The 16,650-nt window shown below is 56.2% G+C and carries 15 protein-coding genes and 1 tRNA gene; 13 read left to right on the top strand and 3 right to left on the bottom strand.

The features are described 5' to 3' along the window. Nucleotides 1-214: 214 nt before the first annotated feature. On the bottom strand, nt 215-1,726 hold the full coding sequence (locus ABDK74_RS02455) for an FAD-dependent oxidoreductase (protein ID WP_346002570.1): 1,512 nt from the start codon (nt 1,724-1,726) through the stop codon (nt 215-217). Between the two features lie 67 nt (nt 1,727-1,793). Between ABDK74_RS02455 and ABDK74_RS02460 the strand changes: the two genes are divergently transcribed. Together ABDK74_RS02460 and ABDK74_RS02465 are read left to right on the top strand one after the other, a co-directional pair. After that, nucleotides 1,794-2,246, top strand: a complete 453-nt coding sequence (locus tag ABDK74_RS02460; RefSeq protein WP_346002571.1) for a MarR family transcriptional regulator — start codon at nt 1,794-1,796, stop codon at nt 2,244-2,246. Between the two features lie 129 nt (nt 2,247-2,375). Next, nucleotides 2,376-2,552 (top strand): DUF2256 domain-containing protein, encoded by a 177-nt coding sequence (locus tag ABDK74_RS02465; protein WP_346002572.1) that lies wholly within the window; start codon nt 2,376-2,378, stop codon nt 2,550-2,552. On the opposite strand, the gene ABDK74_RS02470 is transcribed toward ABDK74_RS02465, so the two are convergent. Then, the gene (locus tag ABDK74_RS02470; RefSeq protein ID WP_346002573.1) at nt 2,495-3,070 is read right to left on the bottom strand and encodes a phosphate-starvation-inducible PsiE family protein; all 576 of its coding nucleotides are present in this window, start codon (nt 3,068-3,070) and stop codon (nt 2,495-2,497) included. The two genes, ABDK74_RS02465 and ABDK74_RS02470, sit on opposite strands and share 58 nt — an antisense overlap. Nucleotides 3,071-3,247: 177 nt before the next feature. Between ABDK74_RS02470 and ABDK74_RS02475 the strand changes: the two genes are divergently transcribed. After that, nucleotides 3,248-4,033, top strand: a complete 786-nt coding sequence (locus tag ABDK74_RS02475; RefSeq protein WP_346002574.1) for an SDR family oxidoreductase — start codon at nt 3,248-3,250, stop codon at nt 4,031-4,033. 255 nt (nt 4,034-4,288) lie between these two features. Here ABDK74_RS02475 and ABDK74_RS02480 read toward each other — a convergent pair. Beyond that, a tRNA-Val gene (locus ABDK74_RS02480) sits at nt 4,289-4,363 on the bottom strand. A 74-nt stretch (nt 4,364-4,437) separates the two neighbouring features. On the opposite strand from ABDK74_RS02480, the gene ABDK74_RS02485 reads away from it, so the two are divergent. From ABDK74_RS02485 to ABDK74_RS02530, 10 genes are all read left to right on the top strand, one after another. Beyond that, the gene (locus ABDK74_RS02485) at nt 4,438-5,307 is read left to right on the top strand and encodes an N-formylglutamate amidohydrolase (protein WP_346002575.1); all 870 of its coding nucleotides are present in this window, start codon (nt 4,438-4,440) and stop codon (nt 5,305-5,307) included. 452 nt (nt 5,308-5,759) lie between these two features. Next, nucleotides 5,760-7,406 (top strand): FGGY-family carbohydrate kinase, encoded by a 1,647-nt coding sequence (locus ABDK74_RS02490; protein WP_346004137.1) that lies wholly within the window; start codon nt 5,760-5,762, stop codon nt 7,404-7,406. 74 nt (nt 7,407-7,480) lie between these two features. Further along, nucleotides 7,481-8,809, top strand: a complete 1,329-nt coding sequence (locus ABDK74_RS02495; protein WP_346002576.1) for a sugar ABC transporter substrate-binding protein — start codon at nt 7,481-7,483, stop codon at nt 8,807-8,809. Between the two features lie 26 nt (nt 8,810-8,835). Beyond that, nucleotides 8,836-9,744 carry a carbohydrate ABC transporter permease gene (locus tag ABDK74_RS02500; protein ID WP_194255662.1) on the top strand — a complete coding sequence of 303 codons (909 nt, stop codon included), beginning with the start codon at nt 8,836-8,838 and terminating at the stop codon, nt 9,742-9,744. Nucleotide 9,745: 1 nt separating this feature from the next. After that, nucleotides 9,746-10,573 carry a carbohydrate ABC transporter permease gene (locus tag ABDK74_RS02505; protein ID WP_211564215.1) on the top strand — a complete coding sequence of 276 codons (828 nt, stop codon included), beginning with the start codon at nt 9,746-9,748 and terminating at the stop codon, nt 10,571-10,573. 53 nt (nt 10,574-10,626) lie between these two features. Beyond that, on the top strand, nt 10,627-11,730 hold the full coding sequence (locus tag ABDK74_RS02510; protein WP_346002577.1) for a sn-glycerol-3-phosphate ABC transporter ATP-binding protein UgpC: 1,104 nt from the start codon (nt 10,627-10,629) through the stop codon (nt 11,728-11,730). Nucleotides 11,731-11,748: 18 nt separating this feature from the next. After that, nucleotides 11,749-12,522, top strand: coding sequence for an SDR family oxidoreductase (locus ABDK74_RS02515; protein ID WP_346002578.1), 774 nt, complete (start codon nt 11,749-11,751; stop codon nt 12,520-12,522). Nucleotides 12,523-12,705: 183 nt separating this feature from the next. Continuing rightward, complete coding sequence (locus tag ABDK74_RS02520) at nt 12,706-14,901, top strand: TonB-dependent siderophore receptor (protein WP_346002579.1); 2,196 nt, start codon at nt 12,706-12,708, stop codon at nt 14,899-14,901. Further along, entirely contained in the window at nt 14,885-15,187 is a 303-nt protein-coding gene (locus tag ABDK74_RS02525; protein WP_346002580.1) for a hypothetical protein, read from the top strand. The genes ABDK74_RS02520 and ABDK74_RS02525 overlap by 17 nt, the downstream gene beginning before the upstream one ends. Beyond that, the gene (locus ABDK74_RS02530) at nt 15,184-16,647 is read left to right on the top strand and encodes a PepSY-associated TM helix domain-containing protein (protein ID WP_346002581.1); all 1,464 of its coding nucleotides are present in this window, start codon (nt 15,184-15,186) and stop codon (nt 16,645-16,647) included. The genes ABDK74_RS02525 and ABDK74_RS02530 overlap by 4 nt, the downstream gene beginning before the upstream one ends. Nucleotides 16,648-16,650 lie beyond the last annotated feature (3 nt).

Consider the following 16,650-nt stretch of genomic DNA (forward strand, 5'->3'; position numbering starts at 1 on the left):
AAAAGAATATTCGCCATCTGCCCGGAAAAATTCCCCACGATTGACAAGGCAATTGCTGATATGGCCGCTGCTCGCGCGACGAGTTCTGTCATTGTCAGTGATGTGTCGCCACTCCAAAGCGCACGACCTCTCGTAGCGATCTCGTGATTTGCAACGGCGCCTCCCAATATCTTCGTGACGCCTATTGGCTCAGGCGCAAGAAAAAAGCCCGGCCTCACGACGAGGCAACGTATGTCTGACGAGATGGCAGCAAGTGCGCAAAGTAGCGCGAAAGCTCCGTCTCTAGCCCGTCAGAGGAGAAAATTCCGGCAATGTAACCGTCCGGACGCACGAGCACCCAGTGATCGGGTTCGATCCCGTACGCTTCGGCGATATGGCCATCATCATCGACGAGTTCATGCCCCGCGCCGACGGCGACGATACGAACACCCGCGATGGCCGACGACCGGCCACGCACCTCATAGCCAAGCAGGGTCCAGTGAGTCCCTTGAAAAACCGTAAACAGCCGTGTCCGCTGCCCGGCCTGTCCGCGACAGGGCGCATCAGGAGCGCGATCGCCCGCCTGCACTTTGCCGCTTACCGAACCGGGCACGCTCAACGATGAACCGCGATAGCCAAGGTCGAGCTGACGCGCTTCGCGATCGCGCCGCATGGTGCCCTGTTTGGCTTCCCCGAGCAGCCGCGTTGAAAGACGCAGCATGTTCGCTGCGATTGGTCGACGCTCTGCCTCGTAGCTGTCGAGCAGCGCTTCCGGCGCTCCCGCGAGCACGGACGCCAGCTTCCAACCAAGATTATAGACGTCCTGAACGCTGGTATTGAGGCCCTGACCGCCGGTTGGCGGGTGAACATGCGCCGCATCTCCCGCAATGAAGATGCGTCCGATCCGGTAGCGATCAGCCAGACGCGCACTCATTGTATAAACCGACGACCACGACACCGAACGGACCGTAATGTCCCCTCTGCCAGTCCGGGCTTCGACGAGCGCGGTCAGCCCGGCCGGAGACAGGTCAACCTCTCCGTCCAGAGCCACAGGGGCCTGAATCTGGAACAGGTCCGTCCCAGCTAGCGGGCAAATCATTACCTGCGTCGTCGGTGAATCGAACTGGAAACGATGCCAGACGGACCGATCCAACCCCTCCAGCCGCACATCGGCAACAATCGCACGCACGCCCAGTGCTTCTCCCGGAAAATCGATCGCCAATGCATGACGCACAAAACTGCGGCCACCATCGGTTCCAACAAGGAACCGGGCACGGACAACCTGTTCGCCGTTTTTCTGTTCGATCCTCGCTGTAACGCCATGGGCGTCCTGTTCAAATCCCGTCAGTCGTGTCCCAAAATGTGAATGATGGCCCAGCTCGGCAAGCCGCTCCCGCATGACAGCTTCGGTTGCGAACTGCGGCAGCATCAGTGGCGCGGCATAGGGCTCGGCTGTGGTCGGAAAAACGTCCGCTTCCGTCAGAAGCGACATTTTATGGGTTCCATCAGGACGATACTGACAGAGCGGCGGATAGGGTCCGCCTGCCGCCGCTACACGATCGACGAAACCGAGATCCTCGAAGATTTCCATCGTCCGGGGCTGGATGCCCTTTCCGCGCGACCCGCTGAACGGCTGCGTGTTCTGCTCGATCAGTTGGAACGAAACCCCGCGTCGGGCGAGGTCGATGGCAAGTGTCAGGCCTGCGGCCCCCGCACCCACGATCAAGACGTCTATATCGACAGACACTGGCAACTCCGCGAATAAATGTGTAATATTCACGTATCTGAAAGTGACATCGAAAGCAACGAAAAACGTGAATAATGCACACGATCCTGATATCCTGCGCGGACTCCATGCCGCGATCATTGATCTGGTCGATGAAATCAACCGGCCACGTCGGGATGATCGCCTGATTGTGGAGGCCGGCATTCCTTTGGATCGCGCCTTGTTTCCACTTCTGGCGCGGGTATGGCGTTACGGTCCGATCGGCGTTGTCGAACTCGCGGACCGTACAGGGCGTGATCATACGACCATCAGCCGACAGATGAGCAAGCTGGAAGAGCTGGATCTTATTGAGCGCAAATCGTCCCTAACGGACAGGCGCGTTCGCGAAGCGACAGTAACTGGAAAGGGGCAGGAAATGGTCGACGTGCTGAACGCGGCTCGCGAGAGGCTGGCGAACCGTATTCTTGTCGACTGGACCGATACTGACCTCAATCAGTTACACACGCTTCTGCGACGCTTCGCTGACGACCTGATGCGGTGATAAACCCAGTAAAATATCTGCCACTAGAATCAGACCGTTTGCTCCGGCCTGGCTCACGTTGACGGAGCAATTTATCGACAGGCAGAAGCGGGAAATTGAGTGCCTGAAGAAGAGAGTTGGAGATACAGCGTGGCTCGAGGAAAGGGTAAGATTTCTCCTAAGCCTGCCAAGCAGCATCTTCCGTCGAAGGTCTGTCCGGTCTGCGATCGACCGTTCACTTGGCGCAAGAAATGGGCGAAGGACTGGGATCAGGTTCGGTATTGTTCTGAAGCCTGTAAGGGCATGCCGAAAGTACGACGGTTGTGAAAAGCCGCCTCGAAGGACGGCTTTTTGAGCAGTTCTTCGGAGACTGAAAGCAGGCCACCTGTGCCATCTACCAATGGCGGCGTCACTTTCCCCCGCACAAGCCAGTAGACAGTGCCCAAAGCCAGTACAGCGCCCGATAGTGCCGCCATTTCCTGTACGTTCACGCCATTCAGATCAAGGACGATGAATTTCCGAACCGTCGCCATCATGCCGATCAGCAGGACAGATCGCATGCGGGCCATACTGTGTGCTTGGCCACCCGGCATAACCAGAATGGAGTGTTTGAACTCCAGCGCAATCAGCACAGTGAAAAACATGCCGAAAATGGCCTGAAGCAAAACCGGACTGGTCGGATCAAGTCCTGTATCCAAAACCATGCGGATGACTGCCACAACAACATGCAGCAGACCCACGCATGCAACGACGGTAATACATAAAGTCAGAATGACCATGGCCGCTTCTTCGAACAGGTCGAAAGCGCGTGCCAGTTTGAGAAAACCTGGAATATTCTTGATCATGGCCAACAACACATCTCCGTAATTGATGGAGGATCGTACTGTTATGTGGCGATTTCGAGAAGAGTGCTGGGTGTTTGCGAGGATGACGGTTCGTCGTCAGGCAGACTGAGTGTCTTATTGTTGCAACCATCCGGCACGACGAGGCTTTATCTCCTGAACTGTGCAGGGGAAGCATTCATGTCTATCCACGGATTGTCACGTTTTCAGGGTAAAAAGATTCTCGTTGCGGGTGCCGCCTCAGGAATTGGCCACGCCACAGCGCTTCGGTTTCTTGACGAGGGCGCTCATGTCATCCTCGTTGATCGAGACAAGGCGAAGCTTGATGACGTTACAAAGGCGCTGGACCCGAAATATGCCGTGCCATCCTTGACGGATATTTCCGTCCCGGAACAGGTTGAGGCTCTCTGTAAATTTGTCGAGGAACATTTCGGGACGCTTGATGTTCTGGTGAATAACGCTGGTGTGACGGCTATGGGCACCGTTCTGGATTGCGATCTGGCAACTTGGAGCACCGTCTGCGCGACCACCCTCACCGGCACTCTGAACGTCAGCCGCACATTTCTTCCCATGCTGATCAAAGCGAAAGGCAACATCGTCAACACCGCTTCGGTTTCCGGTATGCGAGGAGATTGGAATACGGCGTATTACGATGTCGCGAAAGGCGGCGTAGTGAACCTGACCCGTGTGATGGCAATGGACCACGGCAAGAGTGGCGTGCGCGTCAATGCAATCTGCCCCTCGGTCACGCGTACGGCCATGACGGCAGAGGCGGTCAAAGACAAGGCATTTGTCAAAAGCGTGGAAGATCGGGTGCCATTACAGCGCTTGGGAGAGCCAGAAGACATGGCCGCTGCCATTACATTTTTGGCAAGCGCGGATGCGTCCTACATCACAGGCCTTATTATGCCTGTGGATGGTGGCGTGACTGCTTCCAACGGCCAGCCACCATTCCCGATGTCATAAAATCAAAGTGCCCTCTCTGGCTGGTCTGCTGCGTCCGTGTCTCCCGTCACGATCAGTCAGGATATCGCGGGCGTTTAGGTAGATATGACGAAGGTCGGTATCGTGAGCGTCACAGGAGTGCAGCACTGAACAGCGGACTAGGCCGTCCGGTTTGGGTCGATAGATATCGACACTATGCGGAAGCAAGAGATGTCGGATAAATTCCAAATTTTCTCTTAAAAACTGAGATTTTATTGGATTTTTTACCGGACCGAGTGGTGGGCGCAACAGGGATTGAACCTGTGACCCCTACCATGTCAAGGTAGTGCTCTACCGCTGAGCTATGCGCCCCCGATCCGGTGAAGCGCTGTTTAGCCCTCCCCAGCGCCCCTTGCAACCCCCTTTGCGGCAGAATATGAAAAATTATGGAAATTCTTTCGCCTCTGCCGTCGTTTAAGATAGGTTATCCTCGGAATACCGCCATTCCTCTCGTCATATCTTCCCCTCACTCCGGTCGCTACTACCCTCCTGATTTTCTTAACACTGCAGCTTTGCCTCTTCACGAACTGCAGCGGAGTGAAGATCGGTTTATGGATCAATTGATGGAGGATGCTCCTGATTTTGGAGCGACCCTATTGAGCACGGAGTTTTCTCGCTCTTGGTGTGATGTAAATCGGGACTGGCGTGAAGTAGACCCCGAAATGTTCAAGCAAAAAATACCCAAAAATGATTTTATTTCTACTTCAAAAGTAAAATCAGGATTTGGTGTTATTCCTCGCTGCATCTCACATGGAAAGAAAATACATAGTAATCTTTTAGAAATATCCGAAATAATGAAAAGAATTTCCATATCATGGCTTCCTTATCACGAAGCACTTTCTATGATTTTAAACGACATCCAACTACATTTTGGTTATGTGATTCTTTTGGAAATGCATTCCATGCCCAAATTACCTTATGCGCACTCATGCGACATTGTTCTTGGCGACATACATGGAAAAAGTTGTAGACCAGAAATAAGCGATGAGATTGAAAATATATTGAAACGAAAATCGTATTCAATAAGGCGTAATACACCTTATTCAGGGGGATACATTACACAACATTACGGAAGGCCAGATAAAAAAATTCATGCTATTCAAATAGAAATATGTCGTTCACTTTATTTGAATGCTGCAACACTTAAGCCCGGGAATGGATTTGAGAAAACAAAACTCAATATGAGGCATCTCATTTCCGATTTTTCTAATTGGATTTCTAAAGAAAATGGATCACTTCGCTTCCTATCGCAATAATTAAAGCACCAAAAAACGACATCTAGAGAATCATTCAAAATAAAATATTTTTCATTTTCTCCATACACTAAAAAAACATCATATTTGTATCAAAATTAATTGGCAATATCGACCCATTAATACCTCTATGAAGAAGTCTATTATGGTTTTTACTTCAAAAAGTTTACTGCCGAAGTAGCGGAATAATTAACAGAGCGATCTGGTCGGCCCCCTCATAAAAATCTTTGAGCAAACAGGCTCATTTTCAGGACTGCGGCTTTAACCATCACGTTTACCTTTTTGAGAAAAATATCTCACAGCCTTCTGGACACCAATACCGTTATATGTAACATAAATAAAGATAGTTCTTGCGATCATAGTGTGACGTTCAATCACAATACGGATCAGATGGAACCTCCGGCATGACTGATCCGTCATGCCTGCTTTCTGCTTCATATGGTCTGGGTGTCGTTATGGATCTGGTTTTTGGAATTGATGTCGGGACAGGTAGCGCCCGGGCTGGTCTCTTCACCCTCGATGGGCAGAAGAAAGCGTCTTTCGTCCAGAAGATCCAGACATGGACACCGCGTGCTGGTTACGCCCAGCAATCTTCCGCCAATATCTGGTCGGCCATTTGTGAGGCCACCCGTAACGCGCTGGCAATGCTTAACGGGCCTTATCGCATTATCGGAATTGGTTTCGACGCAACCTGCTCTCTTGTTGTCCTTGATAAGGATGGCAATGCCTTGTCGATAGATCCGGACGGAACACCGGAGCAGAACATCATTCTCTGGGCGGACCACCGTGCCCTTGAGGAAGCGCAGGACATCAATCGCGGCGGTCATGATGTGCTTCGTTATGTCGGCGGCACGATTTCCCTTGAAATGGAAACGCCAAAGCTGCTCTGGCTGAAGCGGCACCTTCCCCATATCTACGATCAGGCCGCCCATTTCTTTGATCTGCCGGACTTTCTGACATGGCGGGCAACAGGGTCCTTCTCCCGATCTGCCTGTTCGACGGCCTGCAAATGGACCTATCTCGCTCACGAAAACCGCTGGGACGAAGGATATTTTCAGTCTGTCGGTCTGGGAGATCTTGCGTCTGACAATTTCAGCCGGATTGGAAATGATGTGCGTCCGTTGGGCGGTACTCTGGATTCTGGCTTGAGCGCTAAAGCCGCTTCTGAAATGGGACTGACACCCGGCATCCCCGTGGGCGTCTCTGCCATTGATGCCCATGCTGGTGGCATTGGTCTGTTCGGACTCAATACGGAAGGGTCTTTGTCAGATGAGCAACTTGAGCGCTCAATTTCCCTGATCTGCGGGACTTCGAGCTGCCATATGGCGGTCTCGAAAGAAGCACGTTTCGTCTCGGGTGTTTGGGGGCCCTACTGGAACGCCATGATCCCCGGAATGTGGCTCAATGAGGCCGGTCAGTCGTCAACAGGCTCGCTGATCGACTTTATTATCTCCAGCCATCGTCTTGGCGCTTCCCTCAGGCAGGAAGCCGAAAAAGCCGGAACAAGCGTATATGCGCTGCTGAACGCGCGGATTGAGACGCTTGAAGCCAAGGCACTGCCGGGAACGATCACGTCCGACCTGCATGTCTTTCCGGATTTTCACGGAAACCGCTCGCCCCATGCTGATCCAGCTCTGAAAGGCATGATCAGCGGTCTGACGCTCTCTGATACGCTCGATGATCTGGCGCGGCTCTATCTCGCCACAGTGCAGGGTCTCGCTTACGGCACGAAAGATATCATCGACGCCCTGAATGCCAAGGGCTACCGGATTGACACGATCCTTGCGACCGGCGGCAGCACCAAGAACCCCGTTTTCCTGCGCGAACACGCCAATGCAACCGGGTGTCGCATTCTGCTCCCCGCAGAGCCTGATTCCGTTCTTTTGGGAGCCGCTATTCTCGGGGCTGTCGCAAGCGGGGCCTACCCTGACCTGCGACAGGCTATGGCGCGGATGAGCCATGCGGGAGACGAGATCGTCCCGGATTACCGCACCGCCACATATCACGCTGCCAAACGCAGTATCGCGCACGACATGCTCACGAACCAGATCACCTGGCGTCAGCAGATGCGCGACGTTCTGGAAAAGGAGGCCGCCGCCTGAGGACAGGTCCCGCCGTTCTTCTTCAGTCCTTTATTCGCAATCTGCCAGAACCCTTTTCCAGAGGTCCAACGTCCATGCTTCGTCTGAAATCCACCCGTACAGTTCTCTGCACCCTTGGCGCCCTGCTCGCAGGCTCTGTTCTCTCCAACGCACAAGCCGCTGGAACACTCACGATTGCCACCGTGAACAACGGCGACATGATTGTCATGCGCCAGCTTTCGACGGAATTCGAAAAAGCCCATCCAGACATTCACCTGAACTGGGTCACGCTTGAAGAAAACGTCCTGCGCCAGCGCGTCACGACCGATATCGCCATGAAAACCGGTCAGTTCGATGTCGTGACCATCGGCAATTATGAAGTGCCGATCTGGGCCAAACAGGGCTGGCTCACCGAAATCAAACCGGATGACGCCTATGATATGAACGACATCCTGCCGTCCGTACGCGAGAGCCTCACAGCAGACGGCAAGCTCTACGCCCTGCCCTTTTATGCCGAGAGCGTCATAACCTATTACCGCAAGGACCTGTTCCAGAAAGCGGGTCTGACGATGCCTGCACAGCCCACCTACGACCAGATCCGCCAGTTCGCGGATAAAATCACGGACAAGCCCAATCAGGTCTATGGCATCTGTCTGCGCGGCAAGCCCGGCTGGGGCGAAAACATGGCGTATATTTCCTCGCTCGCCAACACGTTCGGCGCGCAGTGGTTCGATATGTCATGGAAGCCCACCATGACATCCGACGCCTGGAAAGCGACCCTCAACTGGTACGTCTCTGCCCTTAAGGCTGACGGTCCTCCGGGCGCGACGTCCAATGGTTTTAACGAAAACCTCGCCCTGTTCGCCAGCGGTCATTGCGGCATCTGGATTGACTCCACGGTCGCAGGCGGCCTGCTGTTCGACCCCAAGCAGTCGCAGGTCGCAGACAAGGTCGGCTTCGCACCTGCCCCCAAAGGCCCTTACGGCAAAGGCCCAACATGGCTGTGGAGCTGGAGCCTTGCCGTTCCGGTCAGTTCCCATCAGAGCGCAGACGCCCAAACCTTCATCACATGGGCCACATCCAAAGATTATGTGAAGCTGGTGGCTGCACAGAAAGGCTGGGTCGCAGCCCCTCCGGGAACGCGCGCCTCGACCTATGCAGCGCCCGAATATCTCAAGGCCGCCCCCTTTGCGTCTTTCGTCCTGAACGCCATCAAGACTGCTGATCCCAACGGCCCGACCGCACAGCCCCGTCCCTACACAGGCGCTCAGTTCGTCGCGATCCCCGAGTTCCAGTCCATCGGCACTCAGGTCGGTCAGACGGTCGCAGCAACCCTGTCCGACCAGATGACGGTCGATCAGGCACTGACATCTGCTCAGGCTTCGATCACCCGCGCACTCCGTCAGTCCGGCCGCGCGCGATAACGCCGTCCGATCAAGGTTAAGATACCATGCAGGCCGTTCTTGAACACAGCCCGCCCGCAGGGGCGACAGTACAGACCGCGAAGAGGACAGGATTCCTGCTCCTCTCTCCGTCCGTTCTGATCCTTCTGGTCTGGTCGATCGTCCCACTCGTCATGACGCTGTGGTACTCGGTGCAGAACTACAACCTCGTCGATCCCACGCTGCACGGCTTCGCGGGGATCGATAATTACTGGTACCTGCTGACCGATCCTGATTTTCTGCACGCCCTGCTCAACACGCTCGTCCTCGTTGCCGGCGTCCTGCTGATCAGCATTGGCGGCGGAACCCTGCTGGCCGTTCTGTACGATCAGGAATTTTTCGGCCGCGGCATTGCCCGCATCATGGTCATTTCGCCGTTCTTCATCATGCCCACGGTCTCCGCATTGTTGTGGAAGAACCTGATGCTGCACCCGATCTATGGCGTCTATTCCGCCATGATGCGGGCCGTGGGCCTCACCCCGATCGACTGGCTGGCACGGTTTCCGCTCATGACGGTGATGATGATCGTCGCCTGGGAATGGCTGCCATTCGCGGTTCTGATCCTGCTCACCGCCGTGCAATCGCTGGACGGAGAACAGCGTGAAGCCGCCCGGATGGACGGTGCAGGGCCGATCGCCCGCTTCCGCTACATCATCCTGCCGCATCTGGGCCGCGCCATCAGTGTCGTGGTCATGATCGAGACGATCTATCTGCTGACGATCTTCGCCGAAATCTCTGTCACCACAGCGGGCGGACCCGGCGTGGCCTCCACCAACCTCGCTTATCTGATCTACTCCCGCGCCTTGCTTCAGTTCGACGTGGGTGGCGCTTCAGCGGGTGGTGTCGTCGCAATCGTCATCGCCAATATCGTTGCAATTTTTCTGGTGCGCGCCGTAGCCCGCAATCTGGAGGCCTGACATGGCGCTCAAGACAAAAACCAGCACCCGGATCGGCGTAACCATTCTTGGATGGGGAATAGCCCTCTGGCTGTTCTTCCCGATTTTCTGGATGATTTTGACGAGCTTCAAAAGCGAAGTTCAGGCCATCTCCACGCCGCCAAAGCTGTTCTTCATGCCGACGCTCAGCAGCTACGCCGAGGTGTTCGAGCGCGCCAATTACTGGCACTTCGCATTGAATACCGTGATCGTCTCGGTCGGAGCAACAGCCGTCGCCATCGCGCTGGCTGTTCCCGCCGCCTATTCGATGGCGTTCATGCCCTCAAAGCGCACTCGCGGAACATTGCTCTGGATGCTCTCGACCCGGATGCTGCCACCCGTGGGTGTTCTGGTGCCGATCTACATTCTGGCCCGTAACACGCATCTGCTCGACACCTGCACCGGGCTGGCGATCGTGGACATGCTCACGAACCTGCCGATCATCGTATGGATGCTCTACACGTTCTTCCGCGAGGTTCCTGCACCTATTCTCGAAGCGGGCCGCATGGATGGTGCTACACGCTGGCAGGAAATGACCATGGTGCTCCTGCCGCTTGCCCTGCCTGGCATCGCGTCCACAGCACTCCTGTCGCTCATCCTGTGCTGGAACGAAGCGTTCTGGTCTCTGAACCTGACATCCTCCCATGCAGCCCCGCTGACAGCCTTCATCGCGTCTTTTTCATCGCCAGAGGGACTGTTTTTCGGCAAGCTCTCGGCAGCCTCAACCCTTGCCGTTGCCCCGATCCTCGTTTTCGGCTGGATCAGCCAGAAACAGCTCGTCCGCGGCCTGACCTTCGGAGCCGTCAAATGACTCTGATCCCGGCTCACTCCCTTCACTCTTTCTGCACGAACGGGGCCTGACCCATGGCGACTGTCGAACTCAAAAACCTCCGCAAGACGTATCTTACGGAAGAAATCATCAAGGGCATTTCTCTGTCGATCGAAGAACGCGAGTTCGTGGTCTTCGTTGGCCCGTCAGGCTGCGGAAAATCCACGCTCCTGCGCATGATCGCGGGGCTTGAGGACATCACCTCCGGCGATCTGCTCATTGACGGCCAGCGCGTCAACGACGTGGAGCCCGGCAAGCGCGGTCTGGCGATGGTCTTTCAATCCTATGCGCTCTACCCGCATATGAACGTCTATAAGAACATGGAATTCGGCCTGAAGCTCTCCGGCATGCCGGAGGCGGAACGACGCGCAAAAATCGAACATGTCGCCCGCACGCTCCAGCTCGAACCCTATCTGAATCACAAACCCGGACAGCTCTCCGGTGGCCAGCGCCAGCGCGTCGCCATCGGACGCGCCATTGTGCGTAACCCGAAAGTGTTCCTGTTCGATGAGCCGCTTTCCAACCTCGACGCAGCTCTGCGCGGCCAGATGCGCGTGGAACTCTCGGCCCTGCATCGCAAGCTCGGCGCCACTACGATCTATGTGACGCATGATCAGGTCGAAGCCATGACCATGGCGGACAAGATCGTCGTCCTGCAGAAAGGCGTGGTCGAACAGATCGGCTCCCCGCTCGAACTGTACCATCACCCGCGTAACCTGTTCGTGGCCCGCTTCATCGGCTCCCCTCCGATGAACTTCTTCTCGGCCATTTTCCAAGGTGGCGACGCCGCGGGATCAAGCGTGCAACTCCGGGACGGATCGATCCTCTACGTCCCAGTCACGTCCCCCGGCCTCCTGCCCGGAACAAAAGTGACGGTCGGCATCCGCCCCGAACACGTCGAACTGGCGTCTTCAGGCCCCAATAGCGGCGTCGTTGAGGTCATCGAACGCCTCGGCGCCATCACCCTCGTTCATGTCCGTATGCCAGATGGCGAAATCATTGTCGTGCAGACGGACGGCACCGTGCTCACGGAGGTGGACACCCGCGTCAGCCTCACCCTGCCCCCGCGGAACTGTCATCTTTTTGCTCCCGACGGTCTGGCCTTCGAAGCCTGTCACCGTCACCCCCTCGCAGCCTGATTTTCTGGATCATTCACAATGTACATGGAAAAACTCCGCCTCGATAACCGCGTCGCCATCGTCACCGGCGGCGCGCAGAACATCGGTCTGGCCTGCGTGACGGCCCTTGCAGAAGCAGGCGCCCGCGTCGTCATCGCAGATCTCGACGAAACCCTCGCAGCGCAGGCCGTCCGGGATCTTCGCGATCAGGGCTATGATGTCAGCAGCGTTCCAATGGACGTCACAAAAACGGAAAGCGTGCAGAACGCCGTCAGCAGTGTACATAAAAAAGAAGGCCGTCTGGACATTCTGGTCGCTTGTGCAGGGATCTGCATTTCCGAGGTCAAGGCCGAGGACATGACGGATGGACAGTGGCTCAAACAGGTCGACATCAACCTCAACGGCATGTTCCGCTCTTGTCAGGCCGCTGGCCGCATCATGCTTGAACAGAAAAAAGGTGTGATCGTCGCCATCGGCTCCATGTCCGGCCTGATCGTCAACCGCCCGCAGCAGCAGGCTGCTTACAACGCATCCAAGGCGGGTGTTCACCAGTACATCCGCTCGCTGGCCGCCGAATGGGCACCTCATGGCATCCGCGCCAATGCGGTCGCCCCCACCTATATTGAAACCACCCTCACGCGCTTCGGCATGGAGAAGCCGGAACTTTACGACGCCTGGATTGCCGGAACCCCGATGGGACGTGTCGGCCAGCCCGACGAAGTCGCCTCGGTTGTGCAGTTCCTTGCCTCTGACGCCGCAAGCCTCATGACGGGCGCAATCGTGAGCGTGGATGCAGGATTTACCGTCTGGTGAATTTTCCCATCCGGGCGGCAGAAAACTGCCCGGATTTCTCTTCCGCGCAAGGGCCGTAACACTTCGTTTCCATGATAAAATCTTTCAGAGCCTTATTTTAAATCCTTCTACTTGCAACTAACTCGCAATAGCGATACCAGCCTCTGATCACGCACCAGCATGAACAGTCATTTGAGGTCGGGTATGCACCGCAACAGGATTTTTTACGCGATACCCCTCTCCCTCGTCATGAGTGGAGAAGTCTTCGCAGCCGACCAGAATGTCACACAGGAACACCCCCAGCGCTCCGGGACAAAAAAAACCGATACCGTCGGAACACAGGCTAAAACGGTAGAGACGCTTAAGGTCCGCGCCCGTCGCGCCTCGACGATTGCATCCTCCGCAACCAAATCGGACACACCGCTCGTCGAAACCGCCCAATCGGTCACGGTCATCACCCGCAACGAAATGGATATCCGCAACGTCCTGAACCTCAATCAGGCCGTCCGCTACACCGCAGGCATTACGGCGGACCTTCGGGGCGGAGGCGTCGGAACGCGCTATGACCAGTTCGCCCTGCGCGGATTTTCGGCTCCGACATTCCTCGATGGCCTGAAACTTCAGGACAGCCCGACCGGTTACGCCACCGCCCAGACCGACACGTCACGTCTGGATCGTATCGAAATCCTCAAAGGCCCAGCATCGGCCCTTTACGGCCAGTCCAGCCCGGGTGGTCTCGTCGCCCTCTCCAGCAGACTGCCGACGGACCAGCGCTCCTATGGCAGCGTCAACGCAACCGGCGGCATGTTCGATCTGTATCGCGTGGACGCCGATGTCGGCGGCTTCGTGACGAAAAACGGTTTCGTCCGCTACCGCCTCGACGGCACCATCAACGGCCAGCACAGCCAGCTGGCCCGAACCGGCAGCCGCCGCTTCTCGATCAGCCCGTCCTTCACGTTTGGCGGCGATGGCCCGACCACGCTGACAATCCTCGGCAATTATCAGTACGATCCCGAAAACGGCACCTATGGTGGCGTTCCGCTGGTCGGTTCTCTCAAACGCGCACCTTTCGGCTATTTGCCGCGCAATTTCTATGACGGCGATACATCGTTCGAAAAATACAACCGCCGCCACGGCGCCATCACCTACATCTTCAATCATCGTTTCAACGATGACTGGAGCTTCAGCACGCGCGGCCGCTACGACGACATCAAAACCCAATATCGCAGCGTCTATGACAGCGGCTATTACGTTACGGGGCAGGACGATACGCTGGCCCGCTCAGCCATTGCCACAAACGAACACACGCATAATCTGACCTTTGACAGCGCATTCAAAGGCAAGGTCCGGACCGGACCGCTGCGTCACACCATGATGTTCGGCTTCGACTACATGCAGCAGAGCGCTTCCGAAGTCGGCTTCTATGACGATGCCCCCCCTATGAACGTTTTCCATCCCGATTATCAGATGGCCATTGCTCCCCTGAGTCCTTGGGTGAACTACAATACTGACTCTCATCAGGCTGGCATTTATGGTCAGGACGAAATCCACTGGAAACGTCTGATCCTGACCGGGAGCCTGCGTAACGACTGGTACCGCTCCCACCAGACCGACAACATGTCCCACACCACCACCAACCAGAGCCCAAGCCAGATCACATGGCGCGCTTCTGGCCTGTATCATTTCGATTTTGGTCTCTCGCCTTACATCAGCTACTCGACATCCTTCCAGCCTCAGTCCGGAAATGTATCGACGGATAGTGGAAAGACCGTACATCAGGCCAGCCCGTCTGTCGGCAAGCAGCTTGAAGGCGGTCTGAAATACCAGCTTCCGGGCACATCGCTGCTTCTTACCGCCGCAGGTTTCCATATTGAACAGACAAATGTTCTCGTCGGGATCGGCAGCACGGGCTACAGTGCCCAAAGTGGACTGGTCCATTCGGATGGTTTCGAGTTTGAAGCCCATGCCGAACCGTTCCACAACCTCGTGCTGACCGCGGCTGTCAGCATCCAGAAAGTCCACGATGACTCAACCGGAAAGCCCCTGATCCAATCCGGAAAAGGCAATGCCTCGCTGTTCGCTTTTTACACGATGCCTTCTGGTCCGGCGAAGGGTCTCGGCTTCGGCGGCGGCATGCGCTACTCCAACAAATCCTATGGCGGCGAAGCGTCTTACGGGAGTGTCTGGGTGCCACAATATGCCGTGTTCGACGCGTCGGTGCGCTATGACCTCTCCAACCTGTCGCACAGCCTTCATGGCTGGAACGTCGGCGCGAGCGTCCGTAACCTCTTTGACAAGAACTTCATCGCCAACTGCCTGAGCTATGCCTCTTACGGTCAGGAATTCTGCTATTACGGAGAGCGCCGCAACGCGCAGGCCAATATTGGCTTCAGCTGGTAAACCGCTGATCGGGCATTCCCGACGCTACGATACGATCCTGCGTTTTGTCGTAGCGCTTCCGGGCGGATACATCATATCTGCGCTGGGAGGAGTGTGCATCGCATTCTGGCTACCTCTTTCCAGAGCGGATAACGCCATGGCCGGAATTCTGTTTGGCCTGCTGTTATGGCCAGTCGTCTTCATCGCGGCCTTCGGGGTCCCAAATATCAGACGACTGGCCGCCATGACTGGTGTTCTGACTTTTGTCTTGGCCGTTTTCGTCTTCAGCAGCAGCTGGCATCCATGAAAAACACCTTCCGTGCCTCTATGGCCCTCGTCCATACTACTCTGGGCCTCGTAACAGGCTGGGTTCTGTTCGCCATTGCCCTCTCCGGTGCCCTGAGCGTGTTCCGACAGGATATCAATCTCTGGGCCAGACCAGAATTACCCGCTACTGCCTCCGATCCGGTTGTGGTGAACGCGCAGGCGCTGGACTGGCTGAGCCATAATGCCCCTGCCGCCAGCGCATGGTACGTTGCCAGCGCAAACGCCCTTCAGCCTTTTGCAACGGCCCTGTGGCCGGATGCAAAAGGAAACTACATCCAGCGCGCCCTTGATCCCATCACTGGCAGCCCGGACGGCATCCGGGACACGCTCGGCGGTGAATTCTTCTACCGCTTCCATTTCGAGCTCCAGCTTCCCTATCCGCTGGGTCGACTGATCGCAGCCCTTGCGGCGCTTGCGCTGGTTGTCGGACTGATCACTGGTGTCATCATCCACCGACGCATTTTCGCCGATTTCTTCACTTTCCGGCCTTCACGCGGGCAGAGAAGCTGGCTGGACATGCACAACCTGCTCGGTGTCGCAGTCCTGCCCTTTCACTTGATGATTTCTTTCACCGGCGCCGTCACACTCGGCACGCTACTCCTGCCATGGAGTACACAAGCGCTTTATCGCAATGACCTGACGGCGTCTTATACCGAACTCAACCCGGCTCTCTATTCCCGTCCCGCCACGGGCCATCCCGCCCATCTCGCACCTTTTCTGCCGATGCTGCGCGAGGCAGAAAGCAAATTCGGCGGCGCGGGACTGGAACAGATCTATGTGTTCAATCCGTCCGATCAGGCCTCTCTCGTCACCATGATCGCCGGCAACGGTCATACTGTCACCACGTCCTCACAAATCATCACTTTCGATGGTCCTTCAGGGCGTACCATCCAACAACACATCGAACACCGCCCCGTTCTCAAAGCCTATACCTTCTTGTATGGCCTGCATGTCGCCCGCTTCGCCCCCGGCCTAACACGCTGGCTCTACTTCCTGTCCGGTCTTGCCCTCGCAGCCTTGATCGGCAGCGGCATGCATCTGTGGACGATCAAACGCCTGCGTCGTCCCCATCATCGCGGACACCGGATCGTTGCCCGACTGAATGTCGGTATGCTGGCCGGTACGCCTCTCGCTTTCGCATCTTTTTTCATTGCGAACCGCCTTATCGGCTCTACGACGCCGCACCGAGCCGGGTATGAAGTGATAATTCTCTTCGTCGTCTGGGGCCTTACCCTGCTTTACGCACTGGCCCGTCGGCCCGAGCGAGCATGGCCAGAGCTCTTAGGTGGCAGCGCCGTTACGTGCCTTGTGGTCTCGTTGCTCAGCCTGCCATGGTACACATCCGTTATGGCTGGCGTCAGTGTAACGGGCGCGCTCTTGTCTGCGTCATTCGCTTTTGCAGCCTTTCGCACTCTGCAAAAAACGGCCCTCCCGGCATGAACG

This window comes from Gluconobacter sp. OJB, assembly GCF_039638275.1.
GTDB lineage: Bacteria > Pseudomonadota > Alphaproteobacteria > Acetobacterales > Acetobacteraceae > Gluconobacter > Gluconobacter cerevisiae.